The organism is Amycolatopsis lexingtonensis (genome assembly GCF_014873755.1).
Lineage (GTDB): Bacteria > Actinomycetota > Actinomycetes > Mycobacteriales > Pseudonocardiaceae > Amycolatopsis > Amycolatopsis lexingtonensis.
Genome location: NZ_JADBEG010000001.1, coordinates 672,635 through 691,020, shown reverse-complemented (window position 1 = coordinate 691,020; position 18,386 = coordinate 672,635). Strand labels below are relative to the sequence as shown.

18 protein-coding genes are annotated in these 18,386 nt (G+C 71.9%); 13 read left to right on the top strand and 5 right to left on the bottom strand.

Annotation, left to right across the window (positions count from 1 at the left end):
• Positions 1–4: 4 nt before the first annotated feature.
• Entirely contained in the window at positions 5–1,687 is a 1,683-nt protein-coding gene (locus tag H4696_RS03200) for an SIR2 family protein (protein WP_086865317.1), read from the bottom strand.
• Positions 1,688–1,787: 100 nt separating this feature from the next.
• The gene (locus H4696_RS03195) at positions 1,788–3,170 is read right to left on the bottom strand and encodes an amino acid permease (protein ID WP_192782033.1); all 1,383 of its coding nucleotides are present in this window, start codon (positions 3,168–3,170) and stop codon (positions 1,788–1,790) included.
• Positions 3,171–3,290: 120 nt separating this feature from the next.
• Between H4696_RS03195 and H4696_RS03190 the strand changes: the two genes are divergently transcribed.
• The 3 genes from H4696_RS03190 (at position 3,291) to H4696_RS03180 (ending at position 6,119) form a co-directional block, all read left to right on the top strand.
• Positions 3,291–3,893, top strand: a complete 603-nt coding sequence (locus tag H4696_RS03190; protein WP_086863896.1) for a TetR/AcrR family transcriptional regulator — start codon at positions 3,291–3,293, stop codon at positions 3,891–3,893.
• Entirely contained in the window at positions 3,890–4,957 is a 1,068-nt protein-coding gene (locus tag H4696_RS03185; protein ID WP_086863897.1) for a DmpA family aminopeptidase, read from the top strand. Before H4696_RS03190 ends, H4696_RS03185 begins: the two co-directional genes overlap by 4 nt.
• Positions 4,958–5,018: 61 nt before the next feature.
• Positions 5,019–6,119: an alpha/beta hydrolase gene (locus tag H4696_RS03180; protein ID WP_225955577.1), complete on the top strand. Its 1,101-nt coding sequence runs from the start codon at positions 5,019–5,021 to the stop codon at positions 6,117–6,119.
• A gap of 41 nt (positions 6,120–6,160) precedes the next feature.
• Here H4696_RS03180 and H4696_RS03175 read toward each other — a convergent pair whose 3' ends face one another.
• On the bottom strand, positions 6,161–8,029 hold the full coding sequence (locus H4696_RS03175; RefSeq protein WP_086863898.1) for an RICIN domain-containing protein: 1,869 nt from the start codon (positions 8,027–8,029) through the stop codon (positions 6,161–6,163).
• Positions 8,030–8,144: 115 nt separating this feature from the next.
• Positions 8,145–8,360: a hypothetical protein gene (locus H4696_RS49725; RefSeq protein ID WP_225955576.1), complete on the bottom strand. Its 216-nt coding sequence runs from the start codon at positions 8,358–8,360 to the stop codon at positions 8,145–8,147.
• 207 nt (positions 8,361–8,567) lie between these two features.
• Here H4696_RS49725 and H4696_RS03165 point away from each other — a divergent pair, with 207 nt between their 5' ends.
• From H4696_RS03165 to H4696_RS03155, 3 genes are read left to right on the top strand one after another with little or no spacing between them, the layout of a single operon-like run.
• Positions 8,568–8,720, top strand: coding sequence for a ribbon-helix-helix protein, CopG family (locus tag H4696_RS03165; protein ID WP_086863900.1), 153 nt, complete (start codon positions 8,568–8,570; stop codon positions 8,718–8,720).
• Between the two features lies 1 nt (position 8,721).
• A complete protein-coding gene (locus H4696_RS03160; protein ID WP_086863901.1) occupies positions 8,722–9,066 on the top strand; it encodes a VOC family protein in 345 nt (114 codons plus the stop codon).
• 1 nt (position 9,067) lies between these two features.
• Positions 9,068–9,943 (top strand): class I SAM-dependent methyltransferase, encoded by an 876-nt coding sequence (locus H4696_RS03155; protein ID WP_086863902.1) that lies wholly within the window; start codon positions 9,068–9,070, stop codon positions 9,941–9,943.
• Here H4696_RS03155 and H4696_RS03150 read toward each other — a convergent pair.
• A complete protein-coding gene (locus H4696_RS03150; protein WP_086863903.1) occupies positions 9,897–10,505 on the bottom strand; it encodes a TetR/AcrR family transcriptional regulator in 609 nt (202 codons plus the stop codon). The genes H4696_RS03155 and H4696_RS03150 overlap by 47 nt on opposite strands.
• 54 nt (positions 10,506–10,559) lie before the next feature.
• On the opposite strand from H4696_RS03150, the gene H4696_RS03145 reads away from it, so the two are divergent.
• The 7 genes from H4696_RS03145 (at position 10,560) to H4696_RS03110 (ending at position 18,338) form a co-directional block, all read left to right on the top strand.
• Positions 10,560–11,210 (top strand): class II aldolase/adducin family protein, encoded by a 651-nt coding sequence (locus H4696_RS03145; RefSeq protein WP_192782032.1) that lies wholly within the window; start codon positions 10,560–10,562, stop codon positions 11,208–11,210.
• Positions 11,207–12,142: a PfkB family carbohydrate kinase gene (locus tag H4696_RS03140; protein ID WP_192782031.1), complete on the top strand. Its 936-nt coding sequence runs from the start codon at positions 11,207–11,209 to the stop codon at positions 12,140–12,142. Before H4696_RS03145 ends, H4696_RS03140 begins: the two co-directional genes overlap by 4 nt.
• A 186-nt stretch (positions 12,143–12,328) precedes the next feature.
• On the top strand, positions 12,329–13,336 hold the full coding sequence (locus H4696_RS03135) for an Lrp/AsnC family transcriptional regulator (protein ID WP_086856121.1): 1,008 nt from the start codon (positions 12,329–12,331) through the stop codon (positions 13,334–13,336).
• Complete coding sequence (locus tag H4696_RS03130; protein ID WP_086856120.1) at positions 13,333–14,220, top strand: polysaccharide deacetylase family protein; 888 nt, start codon at positions 13,333–13,335, stop codon at positions 14,218–14,220. The genes H4696_RS03135 and H4696_RS03130 overlap by 4 nt, the downstream gene beginning before the upstream one ends.
• A complete protein-coding gene (locus H4696_RS49720) occupies positions 14,217–16,223 on the top strand; it encodes an SDR family oxidoreductase (protein ID WP_225955575.1) in 2,007 nt (668 codons plus the stop codon). Before H4696_RS03130 ends, H4696_RS49720 begins: the two co-directional genes overlap by 4 nt.
• Positions 16,216–17,202 carry a ketopantoate reductase family protein gene (locus tag H4696_RS03115; protein WP_169734799.1) on the top strand — a complete coding sequence of 329 codons (987 nt, stop codon included), beginning with the start codon at positions 16,216–16,218 and terminating at the stop codon, positions 17,200–17,202. The genes H4696_RS49720 and H4696_RS03115 overlap by 8 nt, the downstream gene beginning before the upstream one ends.
• Positions 17,199–18,338 (top strand): M20 family metallopeptidase, encoded by a 1,140-nt coding sequence (locus H4696_RS03110; protein ID WP_169734798.1) that lies wholly within the window; start codon positions 17,199–17,201, stop codon positions 18,336–18,338. Before H4696_RS03115 ends, H4696_RS03110 begins: the two co-directional genes overlap by 4 nt.
• Positions 18,339–18,386 lie beyond the last annotated feature (48 nt).

The window sequence follows — 18,386 nt, the reverse complement described above, 5'->3', positions numbered from 1 at the left end:
CGCGTCAGCTCGGGTGGATCGCGTACTGCGCGGCCTTGTCCAGGCTCTCGAGCAGCAGGTTCTTGTCCGCCGAGTCCAGCTTGCTGATCAACGACAGATCCCCGGGCGGCACCGGCTCGCCGTTGGTCGTGATGACGAACGTCGAGTTGAGCGTGATGGCACCCACCGTCAGGACGTCGGCTGGGCCGGCCCCGATCATCCGGTCGCTGCCGATCCCGGACATGAGGATGGGCATCGCGAAAATCCCCCGCCAGATCTGGGCGATCGGGGTCGGCGTGAGGTTCGTCGCCTGCACGATGCCGGTGAAAACCGCTTGCGCGGCCGCGAACTCCGTTTCCCGGCTGATTTTCACGTGGTGGCGCAGCGACCAGTCTTCGCGGTGCGCGTACACCGACGTCCCCACGAGGTTGAGGATGTAGCGGTGCCGCCGGTCTTCGAGCTCCCGGCTGCGCAGCCACAGGAACAGGCCGAAGTTCTCGCCCGCGCCGCCGAGCGGATGGTCGTACCGCAGCGCGAGTTCCCGCAAGACGGGAAGCGGGCCGTCCTCGATTTCCAGCGCCCGGTGCAACCGGGTCGTGAGTTCTTCGGCGGCTTGCCCGGTGGGGATCTCGACGGATTTCTCGCAGCCGACCCCCGCGTAGCAGTCGTCCAGCGCCCGGGTGAGCCGCCGGCGGTAGACGAGTGAGGCGTCGCTCTTCACCTCGAGCCGGTACCGCCGCGGTTCCACGACGGCGAGCGCGAGATCCGAGATGACCTGGTTCAGCTGCGAGTAGGACTTCAGGAAGATCGGCCTGAGGCCCAGCTTGTCCTCGAGGTAGCGAGCCGAGTTGATGGCGTAGCGAGCGGCCTCGGTCGTGGTGACCCCGTCGACGCCGGGCGGCACCACCAGGGAGAAGCGCGGCGGCCTCGCCTCCGCGGTCGCGTAGAGCGGGCCGACGAGGTTCGGGTCCGACATGCCCAGCCCGATGAAGATCGTGCAGGCACCCTCGAGCGCGTTCGAGATGACTTCCCGTACCTGCGCACCGTACTTCAGGAACTGGGACTCGGTGAGGACGATCGGCTCGCCGGGGTCGCCCTGCTGGCGGACCAGGCCGTGCAAGTGCATCACGCCGATCCGGCGGAGGAATCGATCCCAGTCCGTCCACGCGGAACTGCCGCCCAGTTCGAGCGAGAACGACTTCACCTCGTCTTCGGCGAAGTACGCGCTCAACGCCGCTTCGAGGATCTCGTCGAAGTTCGTCGTCAGCAGCCGGGCCCGCTTGCGGGCGTACTTCCGGTTCGCGCAGACCAGCCGCGCGATCGACTCCGCCAGCACTCCCGGCGTGACGTGCGAATCGGAATAGAGCGCCCGCCGGATGAACTCGTGGTCTTCGAGATCGTCACCGCTGTCTTTTAGGATCTGCAGGACGATCTCGGCTTTCCGCATCAGATCGGAACTGTCGCGCAACGCGATCATCTTCGTGCTCGAGTTCTCGATCTCGTTCGTCATCCGGTCGATGAGTTCCCGCCAGGACGGCAGGCTGGAGTTCATCGACACCCCGGCACCGACGACGACGGTCAGCGGCTTCTTGCGCGCCCGGACGGTTTCGAACAGTTCTCCCAGGTACGGTTGCGTGTCGAAGCAGAAGATGTCGCCCCGGTCGAACAGGTCGGGGTCGAGCATTCTCGACGGGGAACCTTCGTCCATGCGCAACCTCGGTGCGTCGTGCGTTTCGTTTCCCGGATATCGCCTCCGCTAGTCGTGCAACGCACTGGGCCTGTTACAGGATCCCGTTACCCGCGATTTGTCACCTATTTGTCCGGGAACGGGGAGTTTCCGCCACCGGATCGGCCAGCTCCCACCCGCCACGGCGGCGCAGCACCAGCGCGTAGTACCCCGTCGCCAGCACCACGATCCCCGCCGTCACGAGCAGGCTCGGCCGGCCGACCGCCGGGTCCAGGATGTTCTGGTACGCCACGAAAACCAGCACCGCCAGCGCGAGCACCGGGGCCACCGGGAACCACGGCATGCGGTACTGCGCGTGCGCTGTCGAGCCGGTGCGGCGGCCGATGATCGCGCCCAGGCACAGAGCCGCGTACACCACCACGATCGACGTGCTCGTCACGACGAGCAGCAGCTGGGGGTCCACGAAACACAGCGCCGCGGCCACGATCCCGGTGCCGGCCGTCGCCACCCACGGGGTGCCGAAGCGGGGGTGGACCGCCGCGAGGGCGCAGTTGACCGCACCCGGCCAGGCGCGGTCGCGGCCGCTGCTGAAGACCAGGCGGGAGCTGATCAGCACGATCGCGAGCACCGCGTTCACGATCGCGAGCGCGACCGCCAGGCTGAGCGCCGTGTCGAGCGTGCCGCCGCCGCGGGCGGTGATGAACGCCGACAGCATGTTCTCCGAGCCGAACAGCGCGGTCAGGTCCGGCGCGCCCAGCAGGACCGCCGTGACCGGGACCAGCTCGGCGACCACGGTGATCGCCAGTGCCAGGAGGATCGCGCGGGCGATGCCGCGGGACGCGTCCTGGGTCTCCTCGCCGAAGTACACCGCCGAGCCGTAGCCGTTGTAGGCGAACATCGCCACCGACGTCGCGATCGCGATGGCGCCGATCGTCGCCGGGCCGCCGCCGGCCGCGACCGGGTGGGCGAGCAGGTCGGTGAGCGGGCGGGCCGGGTGGAGCAGCCCGAGTGCGCTGACCACGACCAGCGCCAGGATCTCGATGGCCAGGAAGACGCCGGTCACCCACGCGTTCAGCTTGATGTCGAAGATCCCGACGACGGCCGCCAGCAGGCACGTCGCGGCCGCGACCGCCGGCCCGGGCAGGCCGGGGAACAGCACGCCCAGGTAGGTCCCGACGCCGAGCGCGATCACCGCGACGATCAGCACCTGCGTGACGATCATCAGCCCCAGCACGGCGAACCCGGGCAGCCGGCCCAGCGTGCGGGCCACGATCGCGTATTCGCCGCCGGCCACCGGGAACGCCGACGCGAGTTCGGCGTAGACGAACGCCATGAACACGCCGACCACCGCCGCGGCCGCGAAGCTGAAGAACGCGCCGGTCCCGGCGCCGGTGAGCACGCCCGGCGCGATGATGAACACCGAGGACGCGGGGCTGATCGCCGAGAGCGTGATGAGCAGGGTGCCGAGGGTGCGCAGGCCGCGGCGCAGGGCGGGGGTGGTCACGAGCGGGCCTCCAGTTCTCTGAAGCTCCTTCGAAAAACCGAGTGAGCACGCATCAAAAACCTGCGAAGCCGGATAGTCAAGTACTTGCTTTTTTCGAAGCTCGTTCGAACAATGGGGCGCATGGCACGACCGAGCAGGGCCCCCGAGCGGCGGGCCGAGCTGATCGCGGTGGCGCGCCGCGCCGTCGTCGAGCGCGGGGTCCTCAACCTGCGGCTGCGGGACATCGCCGACGGCGCCGGCCTGTCCTCGGGCTCGGTGCTCTACTACTTCCCCACCCTGACCGACCTGCTGCGGGAGGTGCAGCAGGAAGCCGTCGAGCGGTTCTGCGCCCAGCGGGAGGACGCCGCCCGCGGCGGAACCCCGCGGGACCGGCTGCTCGCCACGATCCGCGGCGGCCTGCCCACCGGGCCGTCCGACGAGCTGTGCGTGCTGCTCTACGAACTCGGCACGATCGCCCGCCGCGACCCCGCGTACGCCGCCCGGCACGTCGCGCTGTTCGAGCGGCAGGTGCGGATCTACACCGGCATCCTCGAAGCCGGGGCGGCGACCGGCGAATTCTCGCTCACCGCCGAGCCGGTCGCGATCGCGCGGAACCTCGTCGCCCTCGAGGACGGCTACGGCCTGCACCTCACCCAGGCTGTGCCCACGGTGGACCGGGCCACCGCCGAAGCGATGCTGCTTTCCTTCGCCCGCACCGCCTGCGGCCTGGCGGAGCTGGCATGACCCGGGCGCGCGACCTCGGCATCAGGCTGCCCGGCCGGCCCGGCACGCGCAACGCGCTCACCGACGTCCCGGGCGTCGAAGTCGGCTATACGACGCTGGTCGAGGGCGAGTCGGTGCGCACCGGCGTCACCGCGATCCTCCCCCGCGGCCGCGCGGACTTCGCCGTGCCGTGCGCGGCCGGGACGTTCTCCTTGAACGGCAACGGCGAGATGACCGGCACCGCCTGGCTCGCCGAGACCGGTTCACTGGCCTTGCCGGTGCTGATCACCAATACCCACGCCGTCGGGCCGTGCCACCGGGGCGTGATCGACTGGGTGGTCCGCGAGCGGCCCGACGTCGCGGCCGAGTGGCTCCTGCCGGTGGTCGCCGAGACCTGGGACGGCTACCTCAACGACATCAACGCCCCGACGATCCACAGTGGACACGCGGGCGCGGCGCTCGACGCGGCGCGCGGCGGCGCGCTGGAAGAGGGTTCCGTCGGCGGCGGCACGGGGATGACCTGCTATGGCTTCAAGGGCGGCACTGGCACGGCGTCCCGGCTCGTCGAGTACGGCTCCGACGAGTACACCGTGGGCGTGCTGGTGCAAGCGAACTTCGGCAGCCGCCGCGAGCTCACCGTCGCCGGGGAAGCCGTGGGCCCGCTGCTGGCGGCGGACGACCCGATGGCGGACTGGGCCCCGGCACCGCCCGGCGCGGGCTCGGTGATCGTCGTCGTCGGGACGGACGCGCCCCTGCTGCCGGGGCAGTGCACGGCGCTCGCCCGGCGGGTCCCGCTCGGGCTGGCCCGCACCGGCACGACCGGATCGCACTTCTCGGGCGACCTGTTCCTCGCCTTCAGCACGGCGAACCCCGGCGCGCTGACGAGCGCTTTCCCCCGCACCGCCGAAGCCGAGTACGAGCACCTCCGGTTCGTGCCGTGGGGCCGGATCGACCCGTTCTTCGAAGCGGTCGTGCAGGCGGTCGAGGAAGCGGTGCTCAACGCGCTCGTCGCCGGCCGGGAGATGACCGGCCACCGCGGCCACCGCGTACCCGCGTTGCCGACCGCCCACTGGACGGGTCCCTGACGGGGTCGTTCTCGGTGATCATCCCGATGTCCGGCGCCGAGCCCGGCAATACGGTCAAAGGATGCGAAAAGTACTCGCCGCCGGGGTCACCGGCGCCCTTCTCCTGACCGCTGTCCCCGCCGCCACGGCCGCTACGCCGCTCCGGCTGCCCGCGCCCACCGGCCCGTACGCCGTCGGCAGCACCGAGCTGCACCTCGTCGACCACGCCCGGCCGGACCCGTGGGTCGCGGGCACGACCCGGGAGCTGATGGTCACCGTGCGGTACCCCGCCCGACCGGGTGGCGCACCGGCGCCCTACCTCACGCCCGGTGCCGCCGGGCCGATTGCCGAAGAAGACGCGCGCCTGCTGGGCATTCCGGCGGACCGGCTCGACTACACCTTCCCCACGCACGCCCGCACCGGCGCTCCCGCGGCCGGCGGACCGCGGCCGGTCGTGCTCTATTCGCCCAGCGCGAAGTACCCGCGCTCGGTGGGGACGGCGCTGCTCGAACAGCTCACGAGCGAGGGCTACGTGACGGTGGCGATCGACCACACGCACGAACCGGCGGCCGTGGAGTTCCCCGGCGGCCGCGTCGAACGGCGGGTGCTGCCGTCCGGCCCGGACGCGGGCAAGCGGCTCATCGCCACCCGGGTGGCCGACACCCGGTTCGTCCTCGATTCGCTGGAAACCCTGGCCCGGGGCGGGAATCCCGACGCCGAGCACCGGGAGCTGCCGAGGCTTTCCCTCGACCTCTCGCGGACCGGCATGTTCGGCCACTCCGGCGGCGGCTTCACCACCGGCGAAACGATGGTGTCCGACCGGCGCCTCGACGCGGGCGCCGACCTCGACGGCAGCATGGCCTATTCCCAGTCGGCCCGCGACTACGGCCGGGTGGCCACCGAAGGACTCGACCGGCCGTTCCTCCTGATGAGCGCGGGCAATCACAGCGCCGCGTCCGACGGTTCCTGGCAGGAGTTCCTGAGCCACCAGCACGGACCGGTCCGCCAGCACCACCTGCCCGACGGCGAGCACTTCAGCTACACCGACTACCAGGTGTTCCTCCCCCGGCTCGGGCTCGACCCGGGGTCGATCGCGCCGTACGTCGGCACGATCGACCCCGGCCGCAGCCTGGCCACCCAGCGCGCGGTGTTGAGCGCCTTCTTCGCCCGGTACCTCCGCTGAGCCGCTGTCCGTTCAACTGGCGGTAGTCGGGTCCGGCGTACTCACCGCCGGGTCCACTGCTGGTTGGCCCCGCCGCCGCACGTCCAGAGGATGATCTTGGTGCCGTTCGCGGTGGCGGCACCGCTCGCGTCGAGGCACAGCCCGGACAGTGCGTTGGTGATGGTGCCGTTGGCGTTGAGCGCCCATTGCTGGTTGCGCTGGCCGGTGCAGTCCCAGATGACCACGGCCGTCCCGTTGGCGGTGCCGTTGTCGTAGGCGTCCAAGCACTTCGTGCCGTTGACGACGAGCTGGCCGCGCGCCGGGACCCACGTCTGGTTCGGTCCCGCGGCGCAGTCCCACAGCTGGGTCTGGACGCCGTTGGCGATGCTGTTGTCGTTCACGTCGAGGCACCGCCCCGACTGCGTGCCGGCCACCTGGACGCCGTTGCTCCCGGGCAGGGGCAGGACCGCGACGTCGGTGACCGTGCCCGTGAGCTTCAGGGTGTTCGTGCCCTTGCCCAGCGACACCACCGCCGAGACGGTCTGGGCCGCTCCCCCGGTCGCCGGGAAGGCGAGGGTGGTCGGCTGCTGGCCGTTCACCGCGAGGGTCGCGGTCTGCGTGGCGGTCGCGCTGTAGGTGAAGGTCGCGACGGCCAGCCCGGTCGCGGCCGCGGTGAGCGTCGTGCCGTGCGTGGCCGCGGCGTCGGTGCCCTGGACGGTCAGCAGCACGGAGTCATTGGCCGGCACGCTGACGCTGTAACCGGTGCTGTAGCTGCCTTTGTCGGCACCGGCCCACAGGTTCCGGACCTGGGCCGCGGCCGGGGTCAGGCCGAGATCGGCCCAGCGCGCGGTCATCGTCGCCGCCGACGACGTCCGGTTGAGCAGCAGGACCGCGCGCTTGCCGGTCCCACTCAGGACTTTGCCGTAGACCTGGAGACCGGCGGCGTCCTCGGCGACCTTGACCCCTTGCAGGCCACGGGAATCCTGGTCGACGGCGATGACTTCGCGGTTCTTGAGGATGCCCGCCGTTTCCGCGCTCATCGTCGCGAGGTTGTTGCCCGCCAGCAGCGGCGCCCCGGACACCGCCCACATCCCGAACTCGGTGCGCCCCTGCGCGGCGGACAGGCCGGGCATCCCGACGGTGAGCATGTCGGGGTCGTTGACGTACCCGGTGTGCTGCGAGACGGGGTGCTGCGCCTGGTCGAAGTTGGCGAGCGCCTGCGGCAGGGTCGCGGTCTGGCCGTAGTAGATGATGTCCGTGCTGGTCCGCCACATCGGGGCCATTCCGGGCCCCCAGTTCCACGGGTTCTTCTTGCCCCAGTCGCAGATCGACAGCGCGAGTGTCCGCCCGGTCTGCGCGGTCGCGGCGCGATTGGCGTCGCTGATGGCCCGGTACGTGCTCGCCGGGTCGAGGCCTTCGGCGTCGCCGCCGCACCAGTCGACCTTGACGAAGTCGAAGCCCCAGCGCTGGAACTGCAGCATGTCCTGCAGGTAGTGGCCCTCACTGCCGGAGCCGGGCGCCGCGGGGCGGCCGGTCGGGTAGTAGTAGCCGCACCCGTCGCGCCCGGCGTCGGTGTAGATCCCGGCCTTCAACCCCAGCTCGTGCAGGTAATCCGCGATGGCCGCCATGCCGCCGGGCCACTCGGCGGTGTCGACGGTGATGTTGCCCGAGCTGTCGCGGGTGCCCTGCCACCAGCCTTCGTCGATGTTGACGTAGCTGTAGCCGGCGTCCTTGAGCCCCGAGGACACCAGCGCGTCGGCCTGCGCTTTGATGACGTTGTAGTCGATCTTCGCGGCGAAGGTGTTCCACGACGCCCAGCCCATGACGGGCGGCGGCACCGCCGCTTCGGCCGTGACCGAAGCGGCGGCCGTTCCCGGGACGACGGCCCCGGCGAGCACCAGGACCACGGACAGCAACCAGCGCAGCTTCACGGCATCGCTCCGACCTCGTCGTCAGAATGTTAACGCTAACAAGCGTTGTCCGGCTTGCATTCTGAACGGCGCGGCGATCAGCCGTCAAGCGGCGAACGGCGGAACCGGGCGGCACCTACGCGCTGAGCCACTCCGCGGTCAGGTCCGCACACTCGATCACGATGGTCCCGCCGGTGAACTTGATCTCGTGCGAACAGCCACCGGCATTCGGCAGTATCTCGTCCAGCTGGAGGTCGCCGAGCCTCGGCGAGGCCGGCCACACGCGCCCGCTCGAACCCGACCGGCTCGCCAGCTTCGCGTACCCCGCCTCGCGAACGGCCAGCTGCCCCATCCGGAGATCCTTGACGCACTTCGCACTGCAGAAGTCGTAGTGCTCGGGGTCCGCGGCGAACGCGCGTGCGCCGACCGGGAGAGCAAGTCCCGGCAGCTCGCGCAGATAGGGCTGCGGATCCAGGAAATTCGCGGTCTCGGCGCCCTCGGCCCTCGGACGTTACAAGACCTCTAGCTTGCTACCTTGCTAGCATGCTAGGGTCAGCCCGTGGGCGATGAAGACGTCAAGCAGTTCAACGTGTACCTGCCGGTCGGCCTGATCCGGCAGGTCAAGCACCGCGCCGTCGAAACGGAGCAGTCGCTGTCGGCGCTCGTCGCCGAAGCGCTGCGCGCCTACCTCCGGACCGAAGAGGAGCACTGACATGACGACCGAAGGCATCGACGCCGTCTACCTGGAGACGCACAACTGGGGCAAGGCGGCCAAGTTCTTCCAGGCACTGGGCTACGAAATCGACTTCGCGACCGACCACAACTCGGGGCTGCTCCGCAACGGTGACGGCCCGTACCTGTTCATCGCCGAGGTGCCCGAGAGCCAGGAACCGCGGCAGCAGGTCGTCTTCAAGGTGCCGGACGCCGACGCGTTCCGGGCCGACGACATCGTCGAAGTGGTCACCCCGTTCGAGGAAACCCACTACGGGACCCGCGAAATGACCGTCCGCGACCCCGACGGGCGGACGTGGACGCTGTCCGCGCCCGCGGCGGGCTGACGTGACCGCGCCGGACAGCACCGCGGTGCGGACCGCGTTGTGGCGGGCCCTGCACGTCGCCGCCGACCCGCCGCCGCACGTGTTCGCCGACGAACTCGGCCTGCGCCTGGCCGATCCGGGCGCGGGCTGGCGGGACCGCGACGACATGGACCCGGCCGGCGCCGGCCGCTACCGGGCCGGGATGGTCGCGCGGGCCCGGTTCGTCGAGGACCTGGTCGTGGAGCAGGCGGACCGCGGCGTCGGGCAGTACGTCATCCTCGGTGCGGGGCTCGAAACCTTTGCCCTGCGCCGCAAGGAATTCGCGTCGCGCCTGCGCGTGTTCGAGGTCGACCAGCCGGGCCCGCAGGCCTGGAAACGCTTGCGCCTGAAGGAACTCGGCCTCGGCGTGCCCGAGTGGCTGCGGCTGGTGCCGGTCGACTTCGAGGCCGCGTCGTGGTGGGACCGGCTCACGGAGGCGGGCTTCGCGGCGGACGAGCCGGCGGTCGTCGCGTCCACCGGCGTCAGCATGTACCTGACGAAGGAGGCGAACGCGGCGACGCTGCGCCGGATCGCCGGGTTCGCCCCGGGCTCCACGCTGGCGATGACGTTCATGCTGCCGCCCGAGCTCCTCGGCGAAGACGACCGCGCCCGGCACCGCGCCACCACGGCCAAGGCGAAGGCGGCCGGCACGCCCTTCGTCAGCTCCTTCTCCCCCACGGAAATGCTGGCGCTGGCCCGGGAAGCCGGGTTCGGCGCCGCGGTGCACGTTTCGGGCGACGAGCTGAACGAGCGGTACTTCGCGGGCCGCGCGGACGGCCTGCGGATCGCCCGCGGCGAGGAGTTCCTCGTCGCTACGGCCGGGGCAGCTGCCCGAGGTACGCCCGCAGCATCGTCTTGACCGGGTCCAGCAACTCGGGTGCGCCGTCGCCGCGGAACGCTTCCTGGAGCACGGCGTCCGCGGCGAGGAACGCCGTGCGGCAGGCCACCGCGGCCGCGTAGTCGTCGCGCAGGAGGTGCTGCGCGACCAGGATGCGGTGCACCCCGGTGGCCATCACGCGCTTGTGCGCGCGGTCGGCTTCCCGGGCGCCGTCGGTGAGGCCGCGCCCCAGCCACAGGGCGCGGAACCCGGGTTCGGCGCGGTAGAGCCCGGCGAACGCGTCGACTAGCAGGCCGACCGGGTCGTCCCAGGCCTCCTGCTCCGCCCGCCCGGCGAAGGAGTCCATGAGCTCTTCCAGCCGGGCGAGGTACCCCACCGCCAGCGCCTCGGTGATCGCCTCGCGGTCCGGCAGGTACTGGTAGAGCGTCCCGACCGGGACCCCGGCCTCGGCGGCGACGCGGGTCGTCGTCAGCGCCTCGACGCCTTCCGCGGCGAGCAGGCGGTCGGCGGCCGCCAGCACCCTGGCCAGCTTTTCCCGCGAGCGCGCCTGGCGCGGCACCCGGCGCAGCCGGCCCTCGGTCATCCGCTCCCCAAACCTGAACGTGACTTTGTTTCGGATTTATCCTAGCCTCGGCGCATGGCAGACGCGAGTTCGACGCTCGACGAAGCGCGGCGATCGGTGGCGAGGGCCTGTCACGGGCTCGCGGGCGAAGGCCTGCTCATCGGCAGCGCGGGCAACGTGAGCGTCCGGGTGGGCGAGCACGTGGCGGTGACCGCGACCGGCGTCGTGCTGGGCCGGGCCACCGCGGACGACGTCACGGTCGTCGACCTGGACGGCGAGGTGGTCGCCGGCGAGCGCGCGCCGACCTCGGAACTGGAGCTGCACCTGGGGATCTACCGGCGCTACGGCGCGGGCGCGGTGGTGCACACCCACTCCCCGCAGGCCACGGCGGTGTCGCTGGTGCTCGACGAACTGCCCTGCGTCCACTACCAGCAGCTGGCCCTCGGCGGCGCGATCCGGGTCGCGCCGTTCGCCGTCTTCGGGTCGGCGGAGCTGGCCGCGGAAACCCTCACCGCGCTCGACGGCAAGTCCGCGGCGCTGCTGGCCAGCCACGGCGCGGTCGCCCACGGCCCGACCCTCGAAGCCGCGGTCGACAACGCGCTGCTGCTCGAGTGGGCGTGCGGCCTGTACGTGCGGGCCGCGACGCTCGGCGCGCCGCGGGTCCTGGACTCCGCCCAGCAGGAAGCCGTCGTCGCCGCGGCCGTGCGCCGGGGGTACGGGCGGTGACGCAGACGGTCGTGACGCTCGGCGCGCACGTGTTCGACGTGCAGGTCCGCCCGGTCGAAGCCATCCCGGACGGCCAGGGCGCGACGCTGGTGGAGCAGATCCGGTTCGGCCCGGCGGGCACCGCCGCGGGCACGGCGGTCACGCTGGCCAAGCTGGGCGCGACGGTCCGCACGGCCGGCGCGATCGGCACCGACCCGGTCGGCGACCTGCTGCTGGCGATGCTCGCCCGCCACGGCGTCGACACGTCCCTGGTCCTGCGCCGCGACGGCGTGCAGACCTCGGCGTCGGTACTGCCCATCCGCGCCGACGGCAGCCGGCCCGCGTTCCACGTCCCCGGCGCGAACCTGACCTACGAGCCGTCCGACGCCCCCATGCCCGACATCACCCGCGCGACCCACCTGCACCTGGGCGGGCCGGAGCTGATGGGCGGCGAGAAGGCGGCGAAGATCCTCGCCCCGGCGCGCGCGGCGGGCGTGGTGACGTCGGCCGACCTGCTCGCCCCCGGCGACCCCGGCGTACTGGCCTGGCTCGCGCCCGCGTTGTCCGCTTTGGACTACCTGCTGCCGAACGAGGAACAGTTGCTGGGCTTGACGAACGCGGCCACGCTCGAAGCCGGTGCCCACGCGCTGCTCGACGCGGGCGTCGGCTGCGTGGCGGTCACGCGGGGCGCGCGCGGCGCTTTGGTGGTGACGGCGGCGGAAACCATCGCGGTGCCCGCGTTCGCCGTGCCGGTGGTGGACACGACCGGCTGCGGCGACGCGTTCTCGGCGGGCTTCCTGCGCGGCCTGGGTCTCGGCCATTCCCTGCGTGATGCGGCGGTGCTGGGCAGCGCGGCGGCGGCACTGGTGGCCCAGGGCCTCGGCAGCGACCACGGCGACTTCGACCTCGCCGCGGCGGACGCCTTCGCCGCAGCTACTCCCACCCTCGCCTGACCCCCGCTCCCGCCCAAAGCGCCCCAATGTGGCGTTGGGTGCGTCAGACGCACCCAAGGCGGCCTTCGGTGCGCAAGACGCAACCAAGGCCACATTGGGGCGCTTGAACCGGCCGAAGACGAGGGTGACGCATTCTTGCATCCACACCTCTTGACTTGACGTTTTCCTGCATTCAGGATGCCTCTCGTGCAGATCGAAGGCAAGGCACCTGAACTGGACCGGCGGATCGTCGCCGCCCTGCAGCTCAACGGGCGGGCGTCGTGGGGCGCCATCGCCCGGCACGTCGGAGCGAGCGAGTCCACCGTCCTCCGGCGCGCCGCGCAGCTCACCGACAGCGGACGGCTCCGGGTGATCGGGGTCGTGGACGTGCTGCGGTGCGGTCTCGGCGTGCCGGTGCTCGCGCGGCTGCGGTGCCGTCCCGGTACGGCCGCTCGCGTGGCCGAGGCGCTCGCCGCGCGGCCCGAGGTGCGGTACGCGACCGTGCTCGCCGGCAGTGCCGACTGCTCCGCCGAGTTCGTCCTCCCGTCCTACCGCGACATCGCGCGGCTGCAGGAAAACGGCTTCCCCGGCGACGGGAACGTCCGTGGCGCCGAGACCTTCGCCGTGATGCGGACGTTCACCTCCAACCACGACTGGGACTCCGGCGAGCTGAGCCGCGAGGCCGTCGCCGAGCTGCGCGGCGGGGAGGTGCGGCCGTTCGAGGAGCAGCACTGGGAGCGCCCGCCCGAGCAGCTCGACGAACTGGACCTCGCGATCTGCGCCGCCCTGGGCGAAGACGGCCGGGTGGCGTTCAAGGAAGTGTCCAAACTGGTCGGCACCAGTGAGTCCACTGTGGCCCGCCGCGTCGATTCGCTGGTGCGCCGCGGGTGCCTGCGGTTCCGGACGCTCGCCGAGCCGTCGATGTTCGGCTACGCCCTCGAATTCATGCTCTGGCTCTCGGTGGTCCCCGGCGAGCTCGACCGCGCCGGGCAGCAGCTCGCCGCCCACCCCGGCACGAAGTACCTGAGCGCCACCACCGGCCGGTTCAACCTCGTCGGCCAGATCGTGCTGCGGCACTACGGCGAGCTGTACCGGCACACCACCGACGTCGTCGGCGCGCTGCCCGGGCTCCGGGAGGCCGACGTGACCCTGCAGGTTTCGACGCTCAAGCGCGCGTGGGCCCCGACGCCCGCCGCCAAGCTGGAGGACGCATGACCGAAAACCCTTGGCAGTGGGACGAAGCGACCTGGCGCGGGCACGTCGAGCACGTCCGCGCGGGGCGTCCGCTGCGCCCGGCCGCGTGGCCCGGCGGCGCGAAGGTGGCGGTGGCGCTGTCCTTCGACTCCGACCACGAGACGCCCGCGCTGCGCGACGGCGAAGTCCTGCCCGGCAAGCTGGCGCAGGGCGAGTACGGAGCCCGGGTCGGCGTCCCGCGCATCCTGAAGCTCCTGCAGCGGCACAACGCACCCGCGTCGTTCTTCGTGCCCGCCGTGTCGGCGCTGCTGCACGACGGCGAAGTCAAGTCCTATGTGGACGCCGGGCACGAAGTGGCGCTGCACGGCTGGATCCACGAACGCAACACCTCGCTCACCGAAACCGAAGAGCGCGACCTCGCCTTCCGCGCCGCCGACGTGCTCGAACGGCTCGCCGGCACCCGTCCGACCGGCATCCGGACGCCGTCGTGGGACTTCTCCGCGCACACCCTCGCCATCACCCGCGAGCTGGGCCTGACCTACGACTCGTCGCTGATGGCCGACGACGACTGCTACGAGCTGCTCGAACACGGCGAGCCCACCGGGATCGTGGAGCTGCCGGTCGAGTGGATCCGCGACGACGCGCCCTACTTCATGATGGACCGCTTCGCGTCACTGCGGCCCTACACCCCGCCGCGCGGCGTGCTCTCGATCTGGCGCGACGAGTTCGACGCCGCGTACGCCGAGGGCGGGATCTTCCAGCTCACCATGCACCCGCACATCATCGGGCACCGGTCCCGGCTCGCGATCCTGGCCGAACTGCTCGACCACGTCGACGGCCACGACGGCGTCTGGTACGCCACGCACGCCCAGATCGCCGACCACGTCCGGCAGGAGCAGCCATGACCACTGTGGACACCGTCGCAAGCCACCGGCTGACGGCCCAGCAGCGCAAGGCGATCGTCGCCGGCGCCGTCGGCAACACCGTCGAGTGGGTCGACTGGGCCGTGTACGCGACCTTCGCTCCGGTCTTCGCCGGCCAGTTCTTCGCCGGGGGCAACGAAACCACCGCACTGCTGTCCACGTTGGCCGTGTTCGCCGTCGGGTTCGTCATGCGGCCGATCGGCGGCGCGGTCCTGGGCGCGTACGCCGACCGGAAGGGCCGCAAGAAGGGCCTGACGCTCACCATCTCGCTGATGGCCGGGGCGTCGATCGTCATCGCGCTGTGCCCGACGTACGCGCAGATCGGCGTGCTGGCGCCGATCGTGCTGCTGCTCGCCCGGCTCGTCCAGGGCTTCTCGGCGGGCGGCGAATTCGGGTCCTCCTCGGCGTTCCTCATCGAATCCGCGGCACCCGGGCGCCGCGCGTTCGCCGGTTCGTGGCAGCAGGTCTCGGTCGGCCTGGGTTCGCTGATCGCCGCGCTGATGGGCACGATCCTCAACTCGACGCTGTCCGAGGGCGACCTGCACAGCTGGGGCTGGCGGCTCGCGTTCGGCATCGCCGGCCTGCTCGGCCTGGTCGGCCTGTGGCTGCGCGTGTCGGTGCACGAAACCGAGGCGTTCACGAAGATCGCCGCGAAGCCGCGGCGCAACCCGCTCGTCGCGATGCTGCGCGACCACCCGGGCGCGGCGCTGCGCGTGGCCGGGGTGACCATCGCCGGCACGCTGATCTACTACGTGTGGGTTTCCTACATGCCGGCCTACGCCCACCTGAGCACCGGCATCCCGCTCAAGACGGCGCTGCTCGCCAACACCCTGGCCATGGTCGTGTTCATCGCGCTGCTGCCGTTCGGCGGCCTGCTGTCCGACCGGATCGGGCGCAAGGCGACGATGACCGCGTTCGCCGCCGGGTTCGTGGTGTTCGCCTGGCCCGCGTTCCACTTCCTGGGCAACAGCTTCTGGAGCGTCTTCGTCATCGAGCTGATCGGCCTGGTGCTGATCGTCGGCTACTCGGCGAACTGCGCGGTGATCATGGCCGAGCAGTTCCCCGCCGAGGTGCGCACCACCGGCATCGGCCTGGCTCAACGCCAACCACCTCGGCCACCTGGTGTGGGTCTACGTGGCAGCGGCCGCCCTGCTCGGCGTCGCGGTCTACCTGACCATGCCGGAGACCAAGGGGAAGGAGCTGTAGTGCGGACCGTGCTCGTCACCGGCGCCGGCGGCGGGATCGGCGCGGCGATCGCCGCCCGGTTCGCCGCCGCGGGCGACCGCCTCGTCCTGGCCGACCTCCGCGCGGCGGAACTGTCCACAGTGGCCGCTGAACTCGCCGCCGACGTCGTGGAGCTGCCCGGCGACCTCGCGGACGCGGAGTTCGCCGAGGGACTCGTCGAGCGCGCGGGCCCGGTCGACGTCCTCGTCAACGCCGCCGGGATCTACCCCGCCACTCCCCTGCTGGAAATGACCGCGGCGACGTGGGATCGCGTGCAGGACGTGAACGTCCGGGCCGCGCTGCTCACGACCATCGCGTTCGGACGGTCCCACGTGGCCGCCGGAACCTCGGGCGCGGTCGTCAACATCTCCTCCGGCGCGGCGACCCGGGCGCGTCCCGGCGCCGCGCACTACGCGACGTCGAAGGCCGCGCTGGAGATGCTCACCAAGGCGTGCGCGGTGGAACTCGGACCCCATGGCATCCGCGTGAACGCCGTCAGCCCCGGTTTCGTCACCGTGGACAGCGAAGCCAATCCGGTCACCGAGGCCTACGCGGCCGCGGTGTCGGTCAACCCGCTCGGCCGCCGCGGCGAGCCGCGGGAGGTCGCCGACGCCGTGTTCTGGCTCGCCGGGCCCGAGGCGGCCTGGATCACCGGCGCGGTCCTGCGCGTCGACGGCGGGTCCACGGCGGGCGCGGCCGGCCTGCCGCTGCACTGGACCGGGGAAACCCCGGTGCAACAAGGAAAGGAAGCGCATGTCTGACCGGCGCGCGTACACGGTGGTCGGCGGCGGCGCGATCGGCGGGACGCTCGCGTTCCACCTCGCGCGCGCGGGCCACCCGGTGTCCATCGTGGACGCCGACCCGGCGCACGTGGCCGCGATCACCGCGCGCGGCCTGACTTTGCGGCGGCCGGACAGCGACGAAGCCGTCGAGCTGCCCGCGTTCGCCCCGGAAACCGCCCCGCCCGTGCTCGACCGGGTCCTGCTCGCCGTCAAGGCACAGGCCACCGAAACCGTCCTGGACTGGCTGGCGCCGCGCCTGGCGGACGACGGTTTCGTGGTGTCGCTGCAGAACGGGCTCAACGAGCGGCTGATCGCCGCCCGCGTCGGTCCGGAGCGGACGGTCGGCGCGTTCGTGAACCTCTTCGCCGACGTCGTCGAACCCGGTGTCGTGCGGGACGGCGGCCTCGGCGCCCTGGTCGTCGGCGAACCCGACGGCCGGATCACGCCGCGGGTCGAGGAGGTCGTCGCGGACCTGCAGGCGTGGGGTCCGGCGAAGGCGACCGCCAACGTCGAGGGCTACCTGTGGGCGAAGCTGGGCTTCGGCGCGATGCTCACCACGACCGCGCTCGCCGACGCGCCGATGGCCGACCTGATCGACCGGCACCGGCCGCTCATGCACGCGCTGACGGCGGAAGTGTTCGCCGCGGCGGGCGACCGCACGCTGGAAGCGTTCGACCAGTTCGACCCGGCCGCGTACCTGCCGGGCGCGACCGGGCGCGAGGCGGCGACCGACCGGCTGGTCGCGTGGCTGCGGACCCAGCCGAAGGACCGCAGCGGCATCTGGCGCGACATCGCCGTGCGGCACCGGCCGGTCGAGGTCCACCACCACTACGCGCCGGTGCTCGCGGAAGCGCCGGTCCCGTTGCTGCGCGCGGTGCTGGGCCGGCTGCGGGAAGTCGAGACCGGCGCCGTCGCGATGTCCGAAGACCACCTGGCCGAACTGGAGCGAGCGCTGTGATCCGGGAACTGCACGAGTGGGTGCGCGCCCACCGCGACGATCTCCTCGCCGACGTCGCCGCCTACGTCGGGATCGAGACGCCCAGCGACGACAAGTCCGCATTGGACCGCGGACTGTCCTGGGTGGACGGCTGGCTGCGAGCCCGGCTGGGCGCGCCCGAAAGCGTCCGGGACGTCGACGGCGGGCCGTACGGCGACATCAAGGTCTACGACTTCGCCGGCACCGGCGAGCCGGTGCTGCTGCTCTGCCACTACGACACGGTGTGGCCGCTGGGCACCCTGGCCGAGTGGCCGTTCACCGTGGACGGCGACCGCGCGACCGGCCCGGGGATCTTCGACATGAAGTCGGGCCTGGTGCACGCGGTGTGGGCGCTGCGCGCGCTCGACGCCGCCGGGCTGCCGCGCCCGGCCGTGCGGCTGGTCCTCAACGGCGACGAGGAGATCGGCAGCCCGGCGTCGCGGCCGGTGATCGAGGAAGCCGCCACGGGCACCCGCGCCACGCTGGTCTTCGAGGCGAGCGCCGACGGCGCGGTGAAGACCGCACGCAAGGGTGTCGGCCTCTTCCGGGTGCGCGCGACGGGCGTCGAGGCGCACGCGGGCCTGGACCCGGCGAAGGGCGCGAGCGCGATCGACGAGCTGGCGCGGGCGATCCTGGCGTTGCACGGACTGTCCGATCCGGACGCCGGAACGACGGTCAACGTCGGCGTCATCGAGGGTGGCACGCGCTCGAACGTGATCGCGGGCGCGGCTTCCGGCGAGATCGACGTCCGCGTGTCGAGCGCGGCCGAGGCGGCCCGCGTCGACGCGGGCCTGGCGGCGCTCAAGGCCCGCGCCCCGCGAGCCTCGCTCACCGTCGAAGGCGGCTGGAACCGGCCGGTCATGGAACGCTCGGACGCCATCGCGCAGGTGTACGAGCTGGCTCGCGAGGAAGCGGCGGAGCTGGGCGTCACGCTGCGCGAGTGCTCGGTGGGCGGCGCGAGCGACGGCAACTTCGTGGCCGCACTGGGCCACCCGGTCCTGGACGGCTTCGGCGCGGTCGGCGACGGCGCCCACGCGCGGCACGAGCACATCAGCGTCGAGGGGATGCTGGAGCGCACGGCGTTGGCCGCCGCCGTCCTGCACCGCCTGGCCGGGTAGCCGATCCCGGCCGCGGGGGCGCATCCTGGACGCCTCGGCGACGATGGG

What these genes read in the sequence shown, in the direction of transcription:
- H4696_RS03200 (WP_086865317.1), bottom strand. Translation starts at nt 1,687, where the DNA reads ATGGACGAAGGTTCCCCGTCGAGAATGCTCGACCCCGACCTGTTCGAC.
- H4696_RS03180 (WP_225955577.1), top strand. Translation starts at nt 5,019, where the DNA reads ATGCGAAAAGTACTCGCCGCCGGGGTCACCGGCGCCCTTCTCCTGACC.
- H4696_RS03160 (WP_086863901.1), top strand. Translation starts at nt 8,722, where the DNA reads ATGACGACCGAAGGCATCGACGCCGTCTACCTGGAGACGCACAACTGG.
- H4696_RS03130 (WP_086856120.1), top strand. Translation starts at nt 13,333, where the DNA reads ATGACCGAAAACCCTTGGCAGTGGGACGAAGCGACCTGGCGCGGGCAC.
- H4696_RS49725 (WP_225955576.1), bottom strand. Translation starts at nt 8,360, where the DNA reads ATGGGGCAGCTGGCCGTTCGCGAGGCGGGGTACGCGAAGCTGGCGAGC.
- H4696_RS03150 (WP_086863903.1), bottom strand. Translation starts at nt 10,505, where the DNA reads ATGACCGAGGGCCGGCTGCGCCGGGTGCCGCGCCAGGCGCGCTCGCGG.
- H4696_RS03115 (WP_169734799.1), top strand. Translation starts at nt 16,216, where the DNA reads ATGTCTGACCGGCGCGCGTACACGGTGGTCGGCGGCGGCGCGATCGGC.
- H4696_RS49720 (WP_225955575.1), top strand. Translation starts at nt 14,217, where the DNA reads ATGACCACTGTGGACACCGTCGCAAGCCACCGGCTGACGGCCCAGCAG.
- H4696_RS03185 (WP_086863897.1), top strand. Translation starts at nt 3,890, where the DNA reads ATGACCCGGGCGCGCGACCTCGGCATCAGGCTGCCCGGCCGGCCCGGC.
- H4696_RS03145 (WP_192782032.1), top strand. Translation starts at nt 10,560, where the DNA reads ATGGCAGACGCGAGTTCGACGCTCGACGAAGCGCGGCGATCGGTGGCG.
- H4696_RS03190 (WP_086863896.1), top strand. Translation starts at nt 3,291, where the DNA reads ATGGCACGACCGAGCAGGGCCCCCGAGCGGCGGGCCGAGCTGATCGCG.